The organism is Herbaspirillum sp. GCM10030257, from assembly GCF_042666555.1.
GTDB lineage: Bacteria > Pseudomonadota > Gammaproteobacteria > Burkholderiales > Burkholderiaceae_D > Noviherbaspirillum.
In genome coordinates, this window is sequence record NZ_JBHTDH010000006.1 from 75,258 (window position 1) to 95,956 (window position 20,699).

Genomic DNA, 20,699 nt, shown 5'->3' on the forward strand with positions numbered 1-20,699 from the left:
GAGGCAGCCGTACCCGCTACACGATGAAAGGCGTGTAGCGGGTACAAACATCAGCAGCTACGTGGCTTGATGTTCTTTTCCTTCGAGTACTTGTCTGCGTACTCTTTGACCAGCGGGTCGATCATGGTCTTGTCAGCCTGGTACCAGTCGGAAGTGATCTTCCACTTGGTGCCGTCCCACTGCACGATGCGCGCCCAGTCGGCGCCCATGTGATTGGCGCAGGAGGTCTGCACCGGGCGCATGATTTCGCTAAAGCCCAATGTCTTCAGGCGGTCCGCGCTCAGGTTCAGGTTTTCAAAGCCCCAGCGCACCTGCTCCGGTGTGAGCGCCTTGCCCTTGCCGTACTTTTCCTGCGCGGTACGGATTGCTTCCACCTGCATCATCGCGATCATCATGCCGCGGGTATGCGCCAGCGTGCCAACTTCGCTGCCATCGCTTGCGGTGCCCTGGCCCTTGTCGTACACCAGCTTCTTCAGGTCCTCATGCACCTTGTCGCGTGCCGCGCTGTTATGGATGGTGATCGCGTTATAACCCTTGGCGCCGTCGCCGATATCCTTGACATCATGATCGGAGCCAGCCCACCAGATTGCGTACATCTTGTCGCGCGGATAACCAGTGGACTGCGCTTCGCGAATCGCCGCTGGTGTCATCACACCCGCGCTCCAGAGCAGTACATAGTCGGGACGTTGCTGGCGTACCTGCAGCCAGGTCGACTTCTGCTCGACGCCGGGTGGCGTTACCGGGAACAGCGACAGCGTGAAGCCATCTTTTGCCGCGCGCTTCTGCAACAGCGGGATCGGTTCCTTGCCATACGGCGAGTCGTGATAGACCAGCGCAATCTTCTTGCCTTTCAGATTGCCTTTCTCTTTTTTCATGATGTCCTGGATCATCACGTCGGCGGCGGTCCAGTACGTGCCGAGCAGCGGGAAGTTCCATTCGAACACGGTGCCGTCGCTTGATTGCGACAAGCCATAACCGAGCGTCTCGATCGGCATCTTGTCAGCGTAGGCCTTGTCGGTCAGCGCAAAGGTGATGCCGGTCGACTGCGGGTCGAAACCGGCAGCGCCGGTGCCGCGCGTTTTCAGACGCTCGTAGCATTCGACGCCCTTGGCAGCGTCATAGGCGGTCTCGCATTCTTCGTACGTGAGCTTGACGCCGTTGACACCGCCATCGCGTGCATTGATCAGTTTCAGGTAATCCTGCTTGCCGTTGGCCCAGGGAATGCCCAGTGGCGCGAACTGTCCGGTGCGGTATACCAGCAGAGGAATGAATTGCTCGGCCGATTGTGCATACGCGAGCGGCGCCGCGGTCAGGGCAGAGAAGCCGGCTGCCGCAATGGCGGCGGTAGCAGCGATGGTCTTCAACATCATTTTTGTCTCCTTGTTGTAAGCGCACGCTTGGTGCGAGATGAAAACGTTAGCCGGGTTCGATTAATGCGGGAACGGCCAGACCCGCAGTTTTTGCCGTGCGGTAAGCCACAGCCGGGCAAGGCCATGCGGCTCCACGATCAGGAAAAACACAATCAACGCGCCAAAAATCATGTGTTCCAGATGCGATGCGGTCGCTGTCGACAAGGGCAGTCCCAGCCAGTGCGGTATCAGGTTCAGGAACAGCGGCAGCAGCACCATGAACGCCGCGCCGAAGAAACTGCCGACGATCGAACCCAGTCCGCCGATGATGACCATGAACAGCAACTGGAAGGATTTCTCGATATTGAACGCCGATGGTTCCCACGCGCCCAGGTGGATGAAGCCCCACAGCGCCCCGGCGACGCCGACGATGAAGGAACTCACCGCGAACGCCGACAGCTTGGCAAACACCGGGCGAATGCCGATCACCGATGCGGCCACGTCCATGTCGCGGATTGCCATCCACTCGCGCCCGATCGCGCTACGCACCAGGTTTTTGGCCAGCAGCCCGATAACCAGCACCAGCGTCAGGCAAAACAGGTATTTCGAGACCGGTGTATCGAGCGTGAAACCGGCGATCTGCAGGGTACCGACACTCACCGAACCAGAGGAAGAATTATTGGTTACCCAGGGCACGCGGTTGGTGAACCAGTCGATGAAGAATTGCGCGGCCAGTGTCGCCACCGCGAGGTACAGCCCGCGGATGCGCAGGCTGGGCGTGCCGAAGATCACGCCGATGACGGTGGCGCACAGGCCGCCGCCGATCAGTGACAACAGCAGCGGCATGCCTGGAAAGCGTGCATGAAAATTGAATGCCGCGTAGGCGCCGACCGCCATGAACGCGCCGGTACCGAGCGAGATCTGTCCGCAGTAGCCCACCAGGATATTGAGTCCGATGGCCGCCAGCGACAGGATCAGGAAGGGAATGAAGATTGCACGGAATACATAATCGCTGGCCAGTCCTGGCAGGACGATGAAGGCGATCGCCAGCAACAGGCCCATCGCGATGCGGTCCTGCGAGATCGGGAAAATCTGCTGGTCGAGGCGATACGTGGTTTTGAACTGGCCGTTTTCGCGATAAAACATGATGCTTGTCTCCAATGCGTCCGTGATTCCGGCGCGGGTTGTTTCTTGCTGTTTTTTTCGTGTTTCCTGCTGGTGCTTGCCACACCTGACTACACCGACTACACCCGGTCGATGATCTTGTCGCCGAACAATCCCTGCGGCCGGACCAGCAGGAAGCCGAGTGCCAGCACATAGGCAAACCAGTTCTCGATGCCGCCGCCAAGGAAGGGCCCGAGATAAATTTCAGACAATTTTTCGCCGGCGCCGATGATCAGCCCGCCGATGATCGCACCCGGCACCGAGGTCAGTCCGCCGAGAATCACCACCGGCAGGGCCTTCAATGCCACCTGCGAAATCGAAAACTGCACGCCCAGCTTGGAGCCCCAGATGATGCCGGCCACCAGGGCCACGATACCGCCGACTGACCAGACAATGACCCAGATGCGCGACAGCGGGATGCCGATCGACTGCGCTGCCTGGTGATCGTCAGCCACGGCGCGCAATGCGCGCCCGGTCGCGGTCTTCTGGAAAAAGATCGACAGCGCGGCCACCAGCGTGGCCGCGATCAGTGCCGCATACAGGTCTTCCTTGCTCAGCAGCAGGCCGCCTTCGAAGGTGTTTTCCATCACCATCATCGGTTCCTTCGGCATGCCGACATCGATCTTGTAGGTCGCGCTGCCGAACAGCAGTTGTCCGGCGCCATCCAGGAAATAACCGATGCCCAGCGTTGCCATCAGCAAGGCGATCGGCTCCTGATTGACCAGCTTGCGCAGCGCCAGCCGTTCGATCAGCCACGCCACGCAAATCATCAGTGCGATCGATGCGGTCAGCGCCAGTGCATTGGACAGGAACTTGTTGCTCAGCCCCAGCCAAGCGGGGATCCATTCGGCAAACCGTGCCATCGCCAGCGCGGCGAACAGCACCATCGCGCCTTGCGCAAAATTGAATACGCCGGATGCCTTGAAAATCAGCACGAATCCGAGCGCCACCAGCGCGTACAGCATGCCGGCCATCAGTCCGCCAAAAACCGTTTCAATAAAAAATCCCATGATGCTTTTCCTTGTTCGCGGATGAGTGCGTGACTTGGGTGATCTATAGCTTGCGTCAGTTAATGCGCGGTGCCGAGGTAGGCAGAAATCACGTCGTCGTTCTTGCGTACTTCGTCGGGTGTACCGTCACCGATCTTCTTGCCGTAATCCAGCACCACTACCCGGTCCGAAATATCCATCACCACGCCCATGTCATGCTCGATCAGCACGATGGTGGTGCCGAACTGGTCATTGACGTCGAGAATGAAGCGGCACATGTCCTGTTTTTCTTCGACGTTCATGCCGGCCATCGGCTCGTCCAATAGCAGGATCGACGGTTCGGCGGCCAGCGCTCGACCCAGTTCCACGCGTTTCTGCAAGCCATAGGGCAGGCGGCTCACCGGCGTCTTGCGGATGTGCTGGATTTCCAGGAAATCGATAATTTCTTCGACCACCTTGCGATGCGCAATCTCTTCGCGCTGCGCTGGCCCCCAGTACAAGGCCTGCATCAGGAAGTTGGTTTGCATCTTCAGGTTGCGACCGGTCATGATGTTATCGAGCACGGTCATGCCCTTGAACAGCGCAATGTTCTGGAAGGTGCGGGCGATGCCGCTCTTTGCTGCCGCATACGTGTTCATGTCGCGGCGCTGCTGGCCGCGATATGTGATCACACCCTCTTGCGGACGATAGACGCCGTTGATCACATTGAGCATCGAACTCTTGCCGGCGCCATTGGGTCCGATGATCGAACGGATCTCATGCTCACGCACGTCAAAGGAAATGTTGGTCAGCGCCTTCACGCCGCCAAATGACAGCGATATGTTTTGCAGGTCCAGGATCACATCGCCGATGTTGCGATTGCTGTTCATGTGCTTACGCTGCCTTTTTCAATGACGAAAATGTCTTCACATCGACGATGCGCAGATCGGCGGCCACCATGCCGGTGCGGCCATCTTCAAATTTGACCTGGGTTTCAATATATTGCGAGGTACGGCCGCTGTACAGGGCTTCGATCAGCACCTTGTACTTTTCACCCACGAAACGGCGACGCACCTTGCGCGTGCGAGTCAGTTCTTCGTCATCGGCATCAAGCTCCTTGTGCAGGACCAGGAAGCGATGGATCTGCGTGCCCGACATCATGGGTTCGTTGGCGAGATCGGCGTTGACCTTTTCCACGCACTCGGCGATCAGGTCATAGGTTTCATGTTTGCCGGCCAGATCGGTATAGCCCGAATACGCAATGCCGCGCCGTTCGGCCCAGTTGCCGACTGCGTCGAGATCGATGTTGATAAACGCGCATACCATGTCGCGCTGGTTGCCAAAGGCGACCGCTTCCTTGATGAAAGGGAAAAACTTCAGTTTGTTTTCGATATAGTTCGGCGCGAAGATGTCGCCGCTGTTCATGCGGCCCACATCGGCGGCACGGTCGATGATCTTCAGGTGGCCGTCTTCATCGAAGATGCCGGCGTCGCCGGTGTGGAAGTAGCCATCGCTGTCAATGACTTCCGCGGTGGCATCCGGCCGCTTGTAGTATTCCTTGAGCATCGCATCCGATTTCACCAGCACTTCGCCGTTCGGCGCAATCTTCACTTCCACGCCTGGCGCAGGCAGGCCGACGCTGTCGAACTTGATGTTGCCGTTCGGCTGCAGGCAGACATAGGCGCAGGTTTCGGTCGCGCCGTACAGTTGCTTGAGATTGACGCCGATGCAACGATAGAAACGGAACAGGTCAGGTCCAATCGCCGCACCCGCCGTATAGGCAATGCGCACGCGCGACAGGCCGAGTACGTTCTTCAGCGGCCCGTAGACCAGCAGATTGCCGATGCCGTAACTGATGCGGTCCATCAACCCGACTGGCTTGCCATCGAGAATATCGGAGCCGACCCGGCGCGCGACTTCCATGTAATGATGAAAAATCTTGCGCTTGATCGCACCCGCATCTTCCATGCGGATCATGACGTTGGTCAGCATGTTTTCAAAAACACGCGGTGGCGCAAAATAGTAGGTCGGGCCGATTTCACGCATGTCGGTCATGACCGTATTGCCCGATTCCGGGCAATTGACGGTGAAGCCGGCTACCAGCGCCTGCGCAAACGAGAACAGGTGATCGCCGCACCACGCCATCGGCAGGTAGGACAGGATGTCTTCCTCGTCGGTCAGCTTGTCGAATTCAATGCCGCCGATGGCCGCCGACATGAACGCATGGTGGGTCTGGCAGACGCCTTTCGGCTTGCCCGTCGTGCCCGAGGTGTACAGCATCACCGCGGTATCCGTACTGCTGCCGGCGTTGACTTCCTGCATGAAAAATTCCGGATGGGCGCGATCGAAGTCGCGGCCGAGTTGCTGCACTTTTTCAAAGGAACTCAGCTCGGGCCGGACGTAGTGCCGCATGCCACGGTCGTCGTCAAAAATGATATGCGAAATCCGGTTCAGGCTTTGCTTGATTTCATAAAGCTTGTCGACCTGCTCCTGGTCTTCCACCACGGCGAAGTCGATTTCCGCGTCGTCGAGCACGAACATCATGTCTGCCGCCGGCGCATCCTGGTACAGCGGTACCGCGACGCCGCCGAGGCATTGCGCGGCCAGCATGGACCAGTACAGGCGCGGCCGGTTGTCGCCGATGATCGCCAGACTCATGCCGCGCTTGAAACCCATGGCGGCCAGGCCGCAGGCCAGTGCGCGCACTTCATCGGCTACCTGCGACCAGGTCCAGGTCTGCCAGATGCCGAGGTCTTTTTCGCGAAAGGCTGGTTTACCGGCACGTTGCTGTGCGTGCTGCAGCAGGATGCGGGGGAATGTGCGTCCGCCCGGCTTGGTTGTCTCTTCCATCGTCCCGCTCTCTTATAACAGGTGAACCGTCATGAAGGATCGAATGCGGAGCGCCGGCCATCTGTCCGTTTGGCTGGTCAGGCGATGCAAGCCCACCGGACCACTCTGTGCGCAGCTATACCCGCACGGTGGAAGTCGGCTTACAATGTCTCCGTTATTTTCTTTGTTGTCAGCATACTAGACAGCGAAGCTGCTGTGCGCTGTCATTTGACTGACAATCCTGATCAAAATAAAAAACTATCGTTGATGCATCGCACCATGACCGTAGAAAAACGCACGCTGAAACAGGCCTTGCGCGAGACCATCTGGGCTCGACAGCTCAGCCCGGAACAAATGGCGCGCGTCGAGGCCGATACCGTCGAGCAGTTTGTGCCGAAAGGAGGCTACGTCTGCCGCAAGGGCGAAAAGGTCGATGCCTGGCTGGGTGTGATCGACGGGCTGGTCAAGATGAACAATCTGTCGCCAGAAGGTAAATCCATCACCTTTACCGGCCTTTCCAACGGCAGCTGGTTCGGCGAGGGTACGGTGCTCAAGGGCGAAGTGCGCAAGTACGACGTCACCGCCTTGCGCGACAGTCGGATTGCGCGCATGCCGGCCTCTACCTTTATGTGGTTGCTCGACAATAGTTTGCCGTTCACCCGCTTCCTGTTAATGCAGCTCAACGAAAGACTCGGCCAGTTCATCGGCATGGTGGAGGTCGACCGGCTACTTGATGTGGATACACGTGTTGCACGCTGTCTCGCCGAAATGTTCAACGCCCATCTTTACCCGGGAGCCAATCCCTTACTGCAGATTTCCCAGGAGGAAATCGGCTACCTGTCCGGCGCCTCGCGCCAGCGCGCGAACCAGGCATTGCAGGTGCTCGAAAAGGAAGGCTTGCTGAAGGTCGATTACGGCGGCATACAAATTCTCGATCTGGACGGCTTGCGCCGCTTCCGGGCCTGATGCTCTGATACGCTTGCTGCGCCCAGTTGACTCACAAGGATTTCATGAATAGTTTTCTTGCCGACCTGCCATCGCTCGAATTGCTGGCGGCGTTTTGGTCAGGACCGGTGGTTGCCACCAACCTGATCGTTTTCTTCAGTTTGTTCGGTGCCTTGCTGCTTGGCCTGCTGGTCGGCTACGAACGATCGTATCGCGGTCGTGCCGCCGGCATGCGCACGTATGGACTGGTCTGCATGGGCTCGGCCGCGCTCACCGTTATCGCAGGCTATCCGAATGACTGGTACGGCGGACAGGTCATCGTCGGAATGGGCGCGGATCCGACCCGTATCGTACAAGGCATCGTCACCGGCGTCGGCTTCCTCGGCGCGGGCGTGATCATGAAGGAGGGCTTCAATATCAGCGGCCTGACCACGGCGGCGTCGATCTGGGCGACGTCCGTGATCGGCGTGCTGGTAGGTGTCGGGTTCTACCTGTCGGCGATGCTGCTGGCCTTCATGTCGGCATTCTGCATGATCGGTGTGCCACGCCTGGCAAGCCGGTTGCCGACACGGCAGGCGATCGCGATTGTGATGCGCTTCAAGGAAGGCGCGGCACCCAGTGAACAAAAGTTGCGCGAAGCAGCCATGAATCGCGGATATGAAATTGCCGGTGGTTCAATTTCCATTGCAATGCAGAATGGGAAAATCGAATGGCATTTCGTTGCGGTCGCTTACAGCAAGAGCAGCGGTGCGCCGATCAGCGTGCTGGCGCGCGATATGTCACAGGTGGAAGGTCTGGAGAGTTTCCATCTGTCGCATGCGAGGAATTGATTGAATCGAGAGGAAATAAAGCAAGATAGCCGGCAGGCTCCTTCCCCCTCTTGGGGGGAAGGTTGGGATGGGGGTAAGCTGGTCGAGCCAACACCGTTGATAACTCGACCGCATTACCCCCTCCCTAGCCCTCCCCCTGCATGGGGGAGGGAACATGACGGAAGGTGGTAAGGGACCTAACGGTGGGGACGCTTAGTATGTCCCATAGCCAGACGCAATCTCAACTACTCGCCAACCCCACCGCATGCTCATCCGGCGTACCACGCAGATGCGCGCGCATCCTGTCGGAAATGACTTCCACCATCTTGTCGTTGAACGCCGGAATATCTTCTGGCGTGCGGCTACTGATCAGATTGCTGTCGACCACCACTTCCTGATCGACCCAATTGCCGCCCGCACTCCGGATATCCTGTTCCAGTGCCGGAAAACTGGTCAAGGTCCGTCCCTCCACCATGCCGGCCGATACCAGCAGCCACGCACCATGGCAAATTGCAGCGATGGGCTTGTGGTCTTCTTCCATGTTTTGCACGAAACGCTGGGCTTCGCCCATATTGCGCAGTGCTGCAGCATTCACTTTCCCACCTGGCAGCAACACCGCATCGAAAGCTTTTGCATCGGCTTCACGCAGCAGCAGGTCGACCGTGAATTCATCGCCTGGCTGGTCGTGATGCATACCCTTTACCTTGTCAAACTTGTCTGACACGATCCGGGTCAGTGCGCCGGCGGCTTCCAGTGCCTTTTTCGGTTCCGTCAGTTCTACTTGCTCGAAGCCATCGGTGACGAGGATGGCGACGTTCATTCCGTTCAATAGCGGATCCATCTCATTTCTCCTGAACCAAAATCAGGTGGAGTAACGGCTTCCAAAAAAGTTCGGAAAAGCACGTTGGGCCCTGCGTCTGCACAGCAGACGTGCAGATAATTCCTCGGTGACTGAACCCATGGGCAACCAGTCCGTCTTTTATCCTTGCCTTGATTGCCGCTGTGCATGACTAGTACGCTTGAGTAGGAAGAAAATTTGATTTTGCTCGTCCGGATGTAATGAATTTCGAACCGGTAGGAAAAAGCTTGGTCAAAAGTTAACGAATCCGGTCCTCGCTAACCGAATCTTCCGAGCGCTGATGCCGGTTAACCCGCTTTGCACGGAGCTCATCATGACCCTTTATCGCCATATCTTGCTTGCCGGCACAGCACTTGCCCTGATTGCCGGTTGCCAGAAAACACCCGAACCGAAAACCTCTGCCAATACCGGCACGAGTACCGCTGCCGATACGTCGACCAATGCAGCGGCCAACACGTCCGCCAATACCGGTGCGGCTGAAAACACCGGCAAATCGGTCGCTTTGCCGCCCAACCAGACGCCGGCTTCCGATGCTGCGATACCACCCAAAGTCGCGAACGCACCCAACAGTGGCGACGCCAATACGCCAAATCAAGCCAATCCCGCGGCGTTAAGCAAGGGACAGGAGCAGAACACGTTGCCGCATTCAGGGCAGGTGAATAATCACTCTACGCCTGATACCACCGGTCCCGCCAGCAGCAGTGCCAGCCCTAGCGGCGAGAAAAAATAACGGAAAAGGCGGAGCGACCGAGCAACAACTCGCTCCACTTTCTTACCGCCCGGCCGCAGGGAAGAACAACTGTTGTCCGTCCAGCCGGAATTCGGCAATGCGTTGCTGACCGGCTTCTGAAGTCATCCACTCGATCAGCTGCATTGCGCCCTTGTAGTTGGCGTCTTTGTGGCGTGCGGGGTTTACCGCGATGATGCCGTAGGGATTGAACATCTTCCGATCGCCCTCGACGTTGATGGCAAGGCCGGTTTTAGCCCGGTAGGCTACATAGGTGGCGCGGTCGGTCAGCGTGTATGCCTGCAGTTCGGCCGCCATGGTCAACACTTCGCCCATGCCCAGGCCGGCGGACACGTACGCACTGCCGGTCGGCCTGGCGCCGATTTCTTTCCAATAGGCTTTTTCCATCTGGTCGGTGCCGGAATTGTCGCCGCGCGAAATGAAGCGCGCCCCGGACGAGACAATTTTCCTGAGAGCCGCGTGGACATCGCGCATGCCCTTAATCCCTGCCGGATCCGACGTGGGCCCGACCAGGATGAAATCGTTATACATCACATCGCGTCGATTGAACCCATGTCCTTCCGCGACGAACTTGTCTTCGGAAGGACGGGCATGGACCAGGGTCACGTCGACGTCGCCATTCTTCGCCAGTTCCAGCGCCTTGCCGGTACCGACCGAAATGACTTGTACCTTGAGCCCGGACTTTTGTTCAAACGCCGGCAGCAGGAATTTGAGCAGGCCGGAATTCTCGGTACTGGTCGTCGTGGAAAGCCTCACTACCTGCTGCGCCATCGTCAGCGGTGCGGCAAGCAGCAGTGCGGAAAGCAGGGCGGCGATACGGACGCGCATGGTGTCGGACTCCATTTGAAAATTGATTAGACCAGCTAGGCGACACGGATACGCTGCTGTCTCGCCTGCAGCCGCCCGTCCCTAAGCTTCAGCCGCTGCACGCCGGGCAGCGCAATCAGGTCGCGGTCATGGCAGGCCATGATCACGCTGCTGCCGCTGGCGGTCAGCGACGGGATCAGCGCAATCACCTGTTCGCGCGCTGCGCCGTCAAGGTTGGCGGTCGGCTCGTCGAGCAACAGTAGTTTTGGCACCAGCACCTTGGCGCGGGCCAGCGCGATGCGCTGCTTTTCACCGCCAGACAGTACGGTCGGCTTGCAGTCACGCAGATGACCGACGCCGGCCCATTGCATCGCTTCCTCGACACGGCGTGCGACTTCGGCTTTCGGCACGCCGCGCGATACCAGTCCGTATCCGATGTTGTCTGCCACGCTGGTCGAAAACATCACCGGATGCTGGTGCACATAGACGATGGCTTCACGCATGTCGCGCGGATAGGGCGCCAGCCGGACTTCGCTGTCGAGAAAAGTCACGCGCGCCGCATCCGCCGGTTCCAGTCCCGCGAGCACCCGCAGCAGCGTGCTCTTGCCCGCGCCGTTGAGACCTGTCAGTACATAGGCAGTCGCCTGCCGGATCTGCAGTTGCTCGATATTGAATAGCTGGCGCTCGCCAAAGCGCTTGGTGAGCTGGTGCAATGAGAGCAGCGGAGTCATGCCGCCCCCCTTGCCGTGCGTGCATCACCTTGCAACAATACCAGCGCCGCATTGATCAGCAGCGCAATGGCGACCAGCACCATGCCAAGCGCGATACCTTGAGCAAATTCCCCCTTGCTGGTTTGCAAGGCAATGGCGGTGGTAATGGTCCGCGTGTCGCCTTCAATGTTCCCGCCGACCATGATCGCGCAGCCGACTTCCGAGATCACCCGGCCGAAGCCGCTGATGATGGCTGCCATCACGCCAAAGCGTACTTCATACAAAACCGTGCGCATCACGCGCCAGGGTGACGCGCCGAGCGTGACGGCGGTTTCCGCCAGCCGGTTGTCCGCGGCTTGCACGGCAGCCAGGGTAAACGCCGTCATGACTGGCAAGGCAATCAGCATTTGTCCGGCGATGATGCCCGACTGCGAAAACAGCCAGCGGAAGTCACCCAGCGGTCCCTGGCGCGATAGCATCAGGTAGAGCAGCAAGCCGATCAGTACGGTAGGCAGCGACAATGAGGTCTGCACCAGCCAGATGGCGACGCGTCGCCCCGCAAACGTCCGTGCGGCGATCAGGTAACCGAAGATGACGGATGCCGGCGTGGCCAGCAGCAAGGCGAGGACGGTAGTTTTGATTGATACCCAGATGACTTGCCATAGCTCTGCATTCCCGGACAGGAGCAGGGCAAAAGCGTCACGGATGGCGTCAAGCAGATGCATAGGATACGAATATCACGCTGGGGCGGCGAATGGGGCGGTGTCCACAGGGGAAACTCCAGTCCTCGCCCCTAACGCCTGAAACATCAGAATGGGTATAAGTTTGCCAGAGATCGGCGCGTTGCAATGCCTGAAAATGCTGGCGTCAGTTGCCAGTCGGTTGCCACTCAGTTGTCATATACTCAAGCCCTTCCCGCCGATGCACCCGATGTAACCGAAACCAGTGCCACGCCGGCACAGGTGACCGCAATGCCGATCACGCTCAGCCAGGTCGGCACCACGCCAAACATTGCCCATTCCAGCAATACCGCCACCACAGGCGTCAGAAAGAACAGGCTTGTCACCTTGGCAGCATGGCCGCGACGCATCAGTGTGTGCAGCGCATTCACGGCCAGGATGGAGGCAAAAATCACCAGCAACACCACCGACCACAGCAATGGCCAGCTCCAGTGGATCACAAAGCCTTCGACCGACCATGCGAGCGGCGCCAGCACCAGCAAGGACAGTACGAACTGGATGAAAGCCGAACTACGCAAGTCGGCCGTCCTGCAGAAACTGCGCTGGTACAGCGTGCCGCAGGTAATTGCCACCAGCGATACGCTCACTGCCAATAGGCTCGCCGCCCCCGCCGCATTGAAGTTGATCTTGTGCCAGACCACCAGCGCGACACCGGCCAAGCCAAGCAGCACCCCCAGCCATTGCTGCGGCTTGAGGCGCTCACCCATCAGCAAATGGGCAATCGCCGCGGTAAACAGCGGCTGTGTCGCCAACATCAATGCAGTGATGCCCGCAGACATACCGAGGTATTGGGCGTAATGGCTGCCGCTGAGGTTGATTGCATGCATCATCAGGCCAGCGATACAGACATGCAAAAACTCACGCGGACCGGATGGCCATGATGGCCGCGACAGTAGTACCCAGGGAATCAGGCACAGTACGCCAAAGCCGTAACGTAATGAGAGAAAAGTGAATGGCGCTGCGTATTGCAAGCCGGTCTTGCTCGCAAGGTAGCCTGAACCCCAGACGATCACAAAAAACCAGGCCAGCAGGCTGTCGAGGCGTTGCGTAGATGGCATTAAATGAACGTCCGTGCCTTCAACACCGCCTGCCGGCAGCGCATACCGCAAGTACCGGCATCAGGCGACCCGCAGCACGTCGGCCAGATGCGGTTCCATGATCAGGCGATCGCGCCCGGTCAGCGCCAGGAAATGCTTGCCGGTGCAACGCGCCAGCAGGGTCATGCCCAGGCGTTCGGCCACCATATGGCCCATCTGCGTGGTGCCCGAGCGGGACAGCAGGAAGGGAATGCCCATCTGCGCGCCCTTGATCACCATCTCCGAAGTCAGCCGTCCGGTTGTGTAAAACACCTTGTCGCCCCCGCTGATATCGTCGAGCCACATGCGGCCCGCAATCGAATCGACTGCGTTGTGGCGTCCGACATCCTCGACGAAATACAGCATGTCGCCGTCGGAAGAAAACAGGGCGCAGCCATGCACCGAGCCGGCCTGTTTGTAAATCGATTGCTGGGTACGGATGGTATCGACGATCTTGTAGAGCGTCGACTGGCGCAGCCTTGCCTCGGCCGGCAGGGAAATCTTGTCGACCTCATCCATCAGGCCGCCGAATACCGAGCCCTGGCCACAGCCGGTGGTGACCACCTTTTTCGAGGTACGTTCTTCGATGTCGGCAATGCCGGTAAAGGTTTTGACGGCGACCGCATCGACTTCCCAGTCGACCGTGACCGATTCAATATCTTCGATGGACTTGACCAGGCGCTGGTTGCGCAGATAGCCGAGCGTCAATGCTTCCGGTGCGCTGCCCAGCGTCATCAGCGTCACTAGCTCGCGCTTGTCGACATAGACTGTCAGCGGCCGTTCGGAGGGAATTGAAATGGTGGACAACCTGCCGCGTTCATCCATCACCTCGACTTCCTGCGTGAGAGGGGCGGCGGCATTGGTCAGGTGAGGACGGCGTGGCATGCTTCGGACTTTTCTGCTGCGAACAGCAACGAGTGTATCAGCGAATCCGCTCTTACTTCTTGGCAGGCGCGGCGGGCGTTGCGTTGGTATTGGCCGGAGCATTGGCATTGGCCGGGGCATTGGCCGGAGCAACACTCGCCTGCGGGCTTGCGGGGGTGCCCGAGGGCGCGGCGGCTGCGGCGGTAGTGCCTCCGGCTGCAGGACCCGGCGCGGCGGCAGGCGTCGCAGCGGTCGTCGGCACATAAGGACCGGGATCGGCGCATGGCGGGGTTTCCACGGTCGGCTTCTTCGCCCCTTCCTTGCTCTTCAGATATTGTTCAGCGATCTTATCCTGTGCTTGGCAAAGTTTGTAGGCAGCGACCTTGTCGCTCCAGGCGGTCTTGTCCTTGGCGGCATCGGCGGCAGCCTTGGCTTCAGGCGTTGGCGGTGGCAGTTTTGCCTGCACGACGGAAGCGCCGCAGGCCAGTACGATCAACAGGGCAAAGCTTTTTTTCATGATGTCCTCTCTTGCCTTCCTTCAGACCAGATTTTTGACTTCAGGCTTTTGATGGCCTGGCCGGCAGCGCATCGGCCGGCCTCTCCTGGGTACGCACACGCGGAATCTCACCGCTTTCGACCTGCCGGTACCACAACTCATGGTGTTCCTTGGCCCAGGTATCGTCAACGTAGCCGGTACGCATCGCGGCGTACGCGCCTTCCATGCCGATGGTACCGAGGTAGATGTGTCCGAACGACATCGCAACGAACAGTACCGCGGCGATCAGGTGAATGATGTTGGCAATCTGCATGGTGCCGCGCGTGTAAAGGATGCCGGGCACCAGCATGTTGAGCACAAAGCCGGACGCACTGACAATCAGGCCAAGCAGCACGACGCCGCCCCAGAACCAGAGCTTTTCGCCGGCATTGAAGCGACCCGCACTGACATGTTCCTTGCCGACCATCCCACCCATCCGCACCAGCCATTTGCCGTCGCCGCGCTGCGGAAAGTTGTCCTTCACATAGATGACGAACATCACGATCAGCGACAACGAGAACAAGGGGCCGACAAAGTTATGAATGTTCTTGCAGGCATAGGCAAGCCAGCCAAACAGCGTGTGGCCGAACACCGGCATCAAGATGTATTTGCCGAACAGAAGGATCAGTCCCGACACCGCCAGCGCCAGGAAAGTGATCGCCACGGTCCAGTGCGAGATACGCTCAAGCGAAGTGAAGCGCTCGATCAGGCGGCCGGTGCGCCCTTCCTTGAGTTTCACCTGGCCTTTGACGAAGTAGATGATCGCCAGCACAACGATGGCGAGGACCAGCAGCCAGCCACCGAAGGTGGTCAGTGGGCCGTTACGGTATTGTCGCCATGCTTCGCCTGCGGTGACCGCCCGGTCCTGGCCTAGAAATTGTGCCTTGGGCTGGATTAGCACGCCCATTTCCGCACCGGGCAGGCTGGAATAATTGTTCGTGCCTTCCTTGACGATGCGCCAGGTCGGCGCGTTGTTGCCAGGCTGGTCGCGCGTGCGTTCGGCCTGGTTCTGTTTGAGGATGTCGACCGACTCCACATTCGGCGCGGCGGACGGCGCCGTGGCCGCAGGTGCGGAAGCGGGAGGCGGCACCGGTTGGGCGGCGGGCGCCTTGGCATCCTGTGCGATCGCGATACCGGCCGACAGCATCGTCGACAGGGTGAGGGCGGTAATCCATTTGTTCATGATGTTTCCCTTTGACTGAGGGGCATTCCTGCTACCGGCCTGCTCCTTCCCCCTTTTAGGGGGAAGGTTGGGATGGGGGTAAGCTGGTCGAGCCAACACCGTAGATAACTCGACCGCACTACCCTAGCCCTCCCCCTGCATGGGGGAGGGGACCGGTCAGCGATGGGAAGATACTTGCTCCAATATCGTTTCGCCTGCCGTCAATTCACTTTCACATACTCATTCTGCGTCTGTCCGCGCGTCTGCAGCTGCTTTTCCCAGCTTTTCTGATCGCCGGGCGACCAGCCAGGGGCGACATAAGCATTCTTTGGACCTTTCCACGGCGCGACATCGCCGGGGTTGGTCGTGTCCTTGCTCATAATTTGATCGTTTTCGCCGCAGCCCGCCAGCAAGGCTGCAGAACCAGCCAATCCCGCCAGTATCAATGCCAGTCTCATGATTTCTTCCCTTCCGGCTTGACTTCCCCATTCGGTGCCTTGCCATAGGCAGTGCCCCAGCCCCAGACTTCGCTGCCCTTGCCGCGACGCATGACACGGTTACGGAAGATGTCCGCCACCATATCGCCGTCGCCGCCAAGCAGCGCCTTGGTCGAGCACATTTCCGCACAGGCCGGCAGCTTGCCTTCGGACAGGCGGTTACGGCCGTACTTGTCGAACTCGGCCTTGGAGCCGTTTTCCTCCGGGCCGCCGGCGCAGAACGTGCACTTGTCCATCTTGCCGCGCAGGCCGAATTCGCCGCTGGACGGGAATTGCGGTGCGCCGAACGGGCAGGCATACGAGCAGTAACCGCAGCCGATGCAGGTGTCCTTGTTGTGCAGGACCACGCCTTCGTCGGTGCGATAGAAGCAGTCGACCGGGCAGACCGCCGCGCAGGGCGCATCCGAACAATGCATGCAGGCGACCGAGATCGATTTTTCCTGGCCGATCACGCCGTCATTGATGGTGACCACGCGCCGGCGGTTCACGCCCCATGGAACTTCATGCTCGTTCTTACAGGCAGTGACGCAGCTGTTGCACTCGATGCAGCGCTCCGAGTCGCAGATAAATTTCATTCGTGCCATGTCGTCTCTCCGTCAGGCAGTAAAGCGTTCGATGTTGCAAATCGTGGTCTTGGTTTCCTGCATCATGGTCACCGAGTCGTAGCCGTAGGTGGTCGCCGTATTCACCGCTTCACCGCGCACCACCGGCGCCGCACCTTCCGGGTAATACTCGAGCATGTCCTTGCCCTGCCACCAGCCGGAAAAGTGGAAGGGAATGAACGCCGTGTCCGGACCGACACGCGGCGTCACCAGGGCCTTGACCTTGAGGCGGGCACCGGTCGGCGTCGACACGATGACATAGTCGCCGTTGCGAATGCCGCGGTCTGCCGCCGCTTTCGGATTGATCTCGACGAAGTTGTCCTGTTGCAGTTCGGCCAGCCAGGGATTGGAGCGTGTCTCTTCGCCACCGCCCTCGTATTCGACCAGTCGCCCCGACGTAAGGATGATCGGGAATTTTTCGTAGAGCTTGGTCTCGACATTCTTTTGCTGCAACGACTTGTACAGCGTCGGCAGGCGCCAGAACCCCTTCTTGTCGTCGTGCGTCGGATACTTCTCCACCAGATCGGCGCGCGTGCCATACAGCGGCTCGCGATGCAGCGGTACGGGATCAGGGAAGTTCCACACCACCGCGCGTGCCTTCGCGTTGCCGAACGGGTGCACGCCATGCACCTTCATGCAGACGCGCTGGATGCCACCAGACAGGTCGGTCTTCCAGTTCTTGCCTTCGGCCGCTTTCTTTTCGGCGTCGGTCAGATCGTCCCACCAGCCCAGCTTCTTCAGCAGTACGTGATCGAATTCCGGATAGCCGGTCGTAATCTCCGAGCCGGCCGAGTGCGAACCATCTTCCGCCAGCAGGTTGATACCTTCGCGCTCGACGCCGAAGTTGGCGCGGAAGCAGCCGCCACCGTCCATCATGTGCTGGTTGGTGTTGTACAGGATGTGGGTGCCCGGGTGCTTGAGTTCCGGCGTGCCGTAGCAGGGCCAGGGCAAGCCGAAGTAATCGCCGGTCATGTCGTAACCGGTTGCAGCGTCCTTGCCGCCCTTGCAGCGCAGCGTCTTCACATCGAACAAATGCATGTTGCGCATGTGCGCCTTCAAGCGCTCCGGCGACTGGCCGGTGTAGCCGATGGTCCAGGTGCCGCGATTGATTTCGCGCAGCATGTCTTCCGGTTCCGGCTCCATCATGCCGCCCTTGCCCGGCACCAGCTTGATCTTGGCAACCAGCTCCTTGCCGAAGCCGAGTTTTTCCGCCAGCTGATACATGATCATGTGGTCGGTGCGCGATTCGAACAGCGGCTCGATCACTTTCTCGCGCCACTGCAGCGAGCGGTTGGACGCCGTTACCGAGCCGGAAGTCTCGAACTGCGTGGCCGCCGGCAGCAGGTACACCGCACGATTGGGATTGAGTTCCTGGCCGTCGACCTTCATGGCCGCCATCGCCGCGGTGGCCGATGGATAGGGATCGATCACGACCAGCATGTCGAGCTTGTCGAGCGCCTTCTTCATGTCCAAACCGCGTGTCTGCGAGTTCGGCGCATGGCCCCAGAACAGCATCGCCTTGACGTTGTTGTCCTGGTCGATCAGTTCATTCTTTTCCATCACCGCATCGACCCAGCGCGACACCGTGGTGCCGGACTTTTCCATCATTGCCTGTGACACGAACTGCTTCTTGATCCATTCATAGTCAACGCCCCACACGGCCGCCCAATGCTTCCACGAACCGGTTGCCAGGCCGTAGTAGCCAGGCAGGGAATCGGGATTGGGGCCGACGTCGGTCGCGCCCTGCACGTTGTCATGGCCGCGGAAGATGTTGGCTCCGCCACCGGCGACGCCAACGTTACCCAGCGCCAATTGCACCAGGCAGGAAGCACGCACCATCGCATTGCCGATCGAGTGCTGGGTCTGCCCCATGCACCAGACCAGCGAGGACGGGCGGTTTTTCGCCATGGTCTCGGCCGCCTTGAAGACTTCCGCTTCCGGCACGCCGCAGGCCTCTTCCACCTTGTCCGGCGTCCACTTCATCACTTCCTCTTTGACCTTATCCATGCCGTAGACACGGTCATTGATGTACTGCTTGTCTTCCCAGCCATTCTTGAAGATGTGGTACAGCATGCCGTACAGGTAAGGAATATCGGAACCGGAACGGATGCGGATGTACTGGTCGGCCTTTGCTGCGGTACGGGTAAAGCGGGGATCGACCACGATCATCTTGGTGCCGGTTTCCTTCGCGTGCAGCATGTGCAGCATCGAGACCGGATGGGCTTCAGCAGCGTTGGAGCCGATATACATCACCGCCTTGGCGTTCTGCATATCGTTGTAGCTGTTCGTCATCGCACCGTAACCCCAGGTATTGGCGACGCCGGCGACCGTAGTCGAGTGGCAGATGCGCGCCTGGTGGTCGGTGTTATTGGTACCGAAGAAAGATACGAACTTGCGCAGCAACGCGGATTGCTCGTTATTGTGCTTGGACGATCCAACGAAAAACACCGAATCCGGACCGGATGTCTTCCGGATATCCAGCATCCTGGCGGAAATCTCGTTGAGTGCCTGGTCCCAGCTGATACGCTGATATTTGCCGTTGACCAGCTTCATCGGGTATTTGAGACGATACTCGCCGTGTCCGTGCTCGCGCAACGCCGCACCCTTCGCGCAATGTGCGCCGAGGTTGATCGGTGAATCGAACACCGGCTCCTGTCTGACCCAGACACCGTTTTCGACGACCGCATCAACCGCACAGCCGACCGAACAGTGGGTACAGACCGTACGCTTGACTTCGATCTTGCCGCCGGCAGCCTTGTTGCCATCTGCCGCGCGGGCTTTTTGGATCAGGTTAAGCTGCGATGCAGCAATGCCTGCACCGATGCCGATTCCCGAGCGCTTCAGGAAGGTGCGGCGGTCCATGGTCGGCAAGGCGCGCGACAAGCTTTCCGACAGGCTGGACGTAAAACGATTGGGCGAGCGCTGGCCTGACTGGCCTTTGCGAGTCAACAGCATGATCGTCTCCCTCGACGGTTAGATGGTGGTCGTCCGGTAATACTTTTTAACGTGTTCCGTCAGGCGGTAACCGTCACCCTTCGGCTCGGAAGGAGCCGCTTCGGTGACTTCCGTTATGGCGGTTTTGGAGGAAATTTTTGCAGCAATGCCAGCAGCAGCTGCGAGACCCAGGCCGGCGAAGAAAGTCCGGCGGGCAATCTTGGTTTGATCTGCCATATCTGTCTCCTGATGGTAGTAGGATGAAATGCAATCCTTGCTACTTTTTGTTTTGTTTCTTCAAGTTAGCACAAATTTTTGAGAATTGCATTGCAATGGAAAATTTGTCTATACAAACTGATTATTCCGCAAACGTTCATGCATAAATGACAATTCCAGACTCCGCAGGCGAACTGGGGACAGGCGTTTTATGCCATATCGAATGCCTGCATCTCTACTTCAAAAAACGCCTTTGCCAGCCGGGCGACCGGCGCATAAAAGACCGCCTGCGGATTGGCTTCGATTGCATCGCACAATTGAGAAACCCAAGGCTGCAGGTGCTGCCCGAAAAACTGCTTCTGCGTCACCAGGTTGGCATGCGTCACGTCGTCTGACGCAATCAGGTAGCGCATGACTTCACATAGCGTCGCGATATGGTCTTCACTCTCGCTGACGTGCTGCTCCCGTTCCAGTCCCAAGCGGGCAAGATCGGTACGCAAGGCAGCCAGCGGCTTTTCCATCATGAATCCCGCAAGGTAATACGAGCCGTACAGGATGATCTCGGGTTTGCCAACACCGATGAACAGCGAATCATATTCGTCGCGTACCTGTTCCGCGCTTGCCGACGCACAGGCAGCAGAGACTTCTCCCCATGCCTGCTGCAACACACCGTCACCCTCATTGGGCGCTGCGGCAATGGTTTCCAGCATGTGCTGTGATGGCGGCGCATAGAACAGCGAAGCCAGCACGCCGTAGAGGTCGGCCCGTGCGGTTTCCTCGCCCTGGTCGGGCGCTTCAAATTTCAGGGGCTGGGCAGTGGTCATCATTTGCTTGGTTGCATCCTGCTTGGTGATTCGATTGCTGCAAGGCCGGAACGCTTGAATC

21 protein-coding genes are annotated in these 20,699 nt (G+C 59.0%); 3 read left to right on the forward strand and 18 right to left on the reverse strand.

The genetic code is table 11. The features are described 5' to 3' along the window. Nucleotides 1-50: 50 nt before the first annotated feature. The 5 genes from ACFQUU_RS11110 to ACFQUU_RS11130 form a co-directional block, all read right to left on the reverse strand. Nucleotides 51-1,370: an ABC transporter substrate-binding protein gene (locus ACFQUU_RS11110; RefSeq protein WP_382246949.1), complete on the reverse strand. Its 1,320-nt coding sequence runs from the start codon at nucleotides 1,368-1,370 to the stop codon at nucleotides 51-53. Between the two features lie 60 nt (nucleotides 1,371-1,430). Then, the gene (locus ACFQUU_RS11115) at nucleotides 1,431-2,495 is read right to left on the reverse strand and encodes a branched-chain amino acid ABC transporter permease (protein ID WP_382246952.1); all 1,065 of its coding nucleotides are present in this window, start codon (nucleotides 2,493-2,495) and stop codon (nucleotides 1,431-1,433) included. 98 nt (nucleotides 2,496-2,593) lie between these two features. Continuing rightward, nucleotides 2,594-3,523: a branched-chain amino acid ABC transporter permease gene (locus tag ACFQUU_RS11120; protein ID WP_382246955.1), complete on the reverse strand. Its 930-nt coding sequence runs from the start codon at nucleotides 3,521-3,523 to the stop codon at nucleotides 2,594-2,596. Between the two features lie 59 nt (nucleotides 3,524-3,582). Beyond that, the gene (locus ACFQUU_RS11125; RefSeq protein ID WP_057288826.1) at nucleotides 3,583-4,371 is read right to left on the reverse strand and encodes an ABC transporter ATP-binding protein; all 789 of its coding nucleotides are present in this window, start codon (nucleotides 4,369-4,371) and stop codon (nucleotides 3,583-3,585) included. Nucleotides 4,372-4,375: 4 nt separating this feature from the next. Next, entirely contained in the window at nucleotides 4,376-6,331 is a 1,956-nt protein-coding gene (locus ACFQUU_RS11130; RefSeq protein ID WP_382246959.1) for an AMP-binding protein, read from the reverse strand. 258 nt (nucleotides 6,332-6,589) lie between these two features. On the opposite strand from ACFQUU_RS11130, the gene ACFQUU_RS11135 reads away from it, so the two are divergent. After that, on the forward strand, nucleotides 6,590-7,276 hold the full coding sequence (locus ACFQUU_RS11135; protein WP_382246962.1) for a Crp/Fnr family transcriptional regulator: 687 nt from the start codon (nucleotides 6,590-6,592) through the stop codon (nucleotides 7,274-7,276). 65 nt (nucleotides 7,277-7,341) lie between these two features. Next, entirely contained in the window at nucleotides 7,342-8,085 is a 744-nt protein-coding gene (locus ACFQUU_RS11140) for an MgtC/SapB family protein (RefSeq protein ID WP_382247442.1), read from the forward strand. Nucleotides 8,086-8,305: 220 nt separating this feature from the next. Here the strand turns inward: ACFQUU_RS11140 and ACFQUU_RS11145 are convergent, their stop codons facing one another. Beyond that, nucleotides 8,306-8,905: a type 1 glutamine amidotransferase domain-containing protein gene (locus ACFQUU_RS11145; protein WP_382246965.1), complete on the reverse strand. Its 600-nt coding sequence runs from the start codon at nucleotides 8,903-8,905 to the stop codon at nucleotides 8,306-8,308. A 331-nt stretch (nucleotides 8,906-9,236) separates the two neighbouring features. Here ACFQUU_RS11145 and ACFQUU_RS11150 point away from each other — a divergent pair, with 331 nt between their 5' ends. Next, complete coding sequence (locus ACFQUU_RS11150; RefSeq protein ID WP_382246968.1) at nucleotides 9,237-9,653, forward strand: hypothetical protein; 417 nt, start codon at nucleotides 9,237-9,239, stop codon at nucleotides 9,651-9,653. A gap of 42 nt (nucleotides 9,654-9,695) precedes the next feature. On the opposite strand, the gene ACFQUU_RS11155 is transcribed toward ACFQUU_RS11150, so the two are convergent. The 12 genes from ACFQUU_RS11155 to ACFQUU_RS11210 all read right to left on the reverse strand — a co-directional run bounded on the left by ACFQUU_RS11155 (nucleotide 9,696) and on the right by ACFQUU_RS11210 (nucleotide 20,638). Beyond that, a complete protein-coding gene (locus ACFQUU_RS11155; protein ID WP_382246970.1) occupies nucleotides 9,696-10,499 on the reverse strand; it encodes a substrate-binding domain-containing protein in 804 nt (267 codons plus the stop codon). A 35-nt stretch (nucleotides 10,500-10,534) separates the two neighbouring features. After that, nucleotides 10,535-11,209 (reverse strand): ATP-binding cassette domain-containing protein, encoded by a 675-nt coding sequence (locus ACFQUU_RS11160; RefSeq protein ID WP_382246973.1) that lies wholly within the window; start codon nucleotides 11,207-11,209, stop codon nucleotides 10,535-10,537. Next, a complete protein-coding gene (locus ACFQUU_RS11165; protein WP_382246975.1) occupies nucleotides 11,206-11,913 on the reverse strand; it encodes an ABC transporter permease in 708 nt (235 codons plus the stop codon). Before ACFQUU_RS11165 ends, ACFQUU_RS11160 begins: the two co-directional genes overlap by 4 nt. Before the next feature lie 179 nt (nucleotides 11,914-12,092). Next, nucleotides 12,093-12,986 carry a DMT family transporter gene (locus tag ACFQUU_RS11170; protein WP_382246978.1) on the reverse strand — a complete coding sequence of 298 codons (894 nt, stop codon included), beginning with the start codon at nucleotides 12,984-12,986 and terminating at the stop codon, nucleotides 12,093-12,095. 60 nt (nucleotides 12,987-13,046) lie between these two features. Further along, complete coding sequence (locus ACFQUU_RS11175; protein ID WP_382246981.1) at nucleotides 13,047-13,889, reverse strand: formate dehydrogenase accessory sulfurtransferase FdhD; 843 nt, start codon at nucleotides 13,887-13,889, stop codon at nucleotides 13,047-13,049. A gap of 52 nt (nucleotides 13,890-13,941) precedes the next feature. After that, complete coding sequence (locus ACFQUU_RS11180) at nucleotides 13,942-14,385, reverse strand: hypothetical protein (RefSeq protein ID WP_382246984.1); 444 nt, start codon at nucleotides 14,383-14,385, stop codon at nucleotides 13,942-13,944. Between the two features lie 40 nt (nucleotides 14,386-14,425). Continuing rightward, nucleotides 14,426-15,586, reverse strand: coding sequence for a formate dehydrogenase subunit gamma (locus ACFQUU_RS11185; protein ID WP_382246987.1), 1,161 nt, complete (start codon nucleotides 15,584-15,586; stop codon nucleotides 14,426-14,428). 200 nt (nucleotides 15,587-15,786) lie between these two features. Beyond that, nucleotides 15,787-16,023 (reverse strand): hypothetical protein, encoded by a 237-nt coding sequence (locus ACFQUU_RS11190; RefSeq protein WP_382246989.1) that lies wholly within the window; start codon nucleotides 16,021-16,023, stop codon nucleotides 15,787-15,789. Then, entirely contained in the window at nucleotides 16,020-16,646 is a 627-nt protein-coding gene (fdh3B, locus tag ACFQUU_RS11195; RefSeq protein ID WP_382246992.1) for a formate dehydrogenase FDH3 subunit beta, read from the reverse strand. The genes ACFQUU_RS11190 and fdh3B overlap by 4 nt, the downstream gene beginning before the upstream one ends. Before the next feature lie 12 nt (nucleotides 16,647-16,658). After that, nucleotides 16,659-19,619, reverse strand: coding sequence for a formate dehydrogenase subunit alpha (locus ACFQUU_RS11200; RefSeq protein WP_382246995.1), 2,961 nt, complete (start codon nucleotides 19,617-19,619; stop codon nucleotides 16,659-16,661). 18 nt (nucleotides 19,620-19,637) lie between these two features. Beyond that, a complete protein-coding gene (locus tag ACFQUU_RS11205) occupies nucleotides 19,638-19,835 on the reverse strand; it encodes a hypothetical protein (RefSeq protein ID WP_382246998.1) in 198 nt (65 codons plus the stop codon). A 188-nt stretch (nucleotides 19,836-20,023) separates the two neighbouring features. After that, nucleotides 20,024-20,638 (reverse strand): molecular chaperone, encoded by a 615-nt coding sequence (locus ACFQUU_RS11210; RefSeq protein ID WP_382247444.1) that lies wholly within the window; start codon nucleotides 20,636-20,638, stop codon nucleotides 20,024-20,026. Between the last annotated feature and the right edge of the window lie 61 nt (nucleotides 20,639-20,699).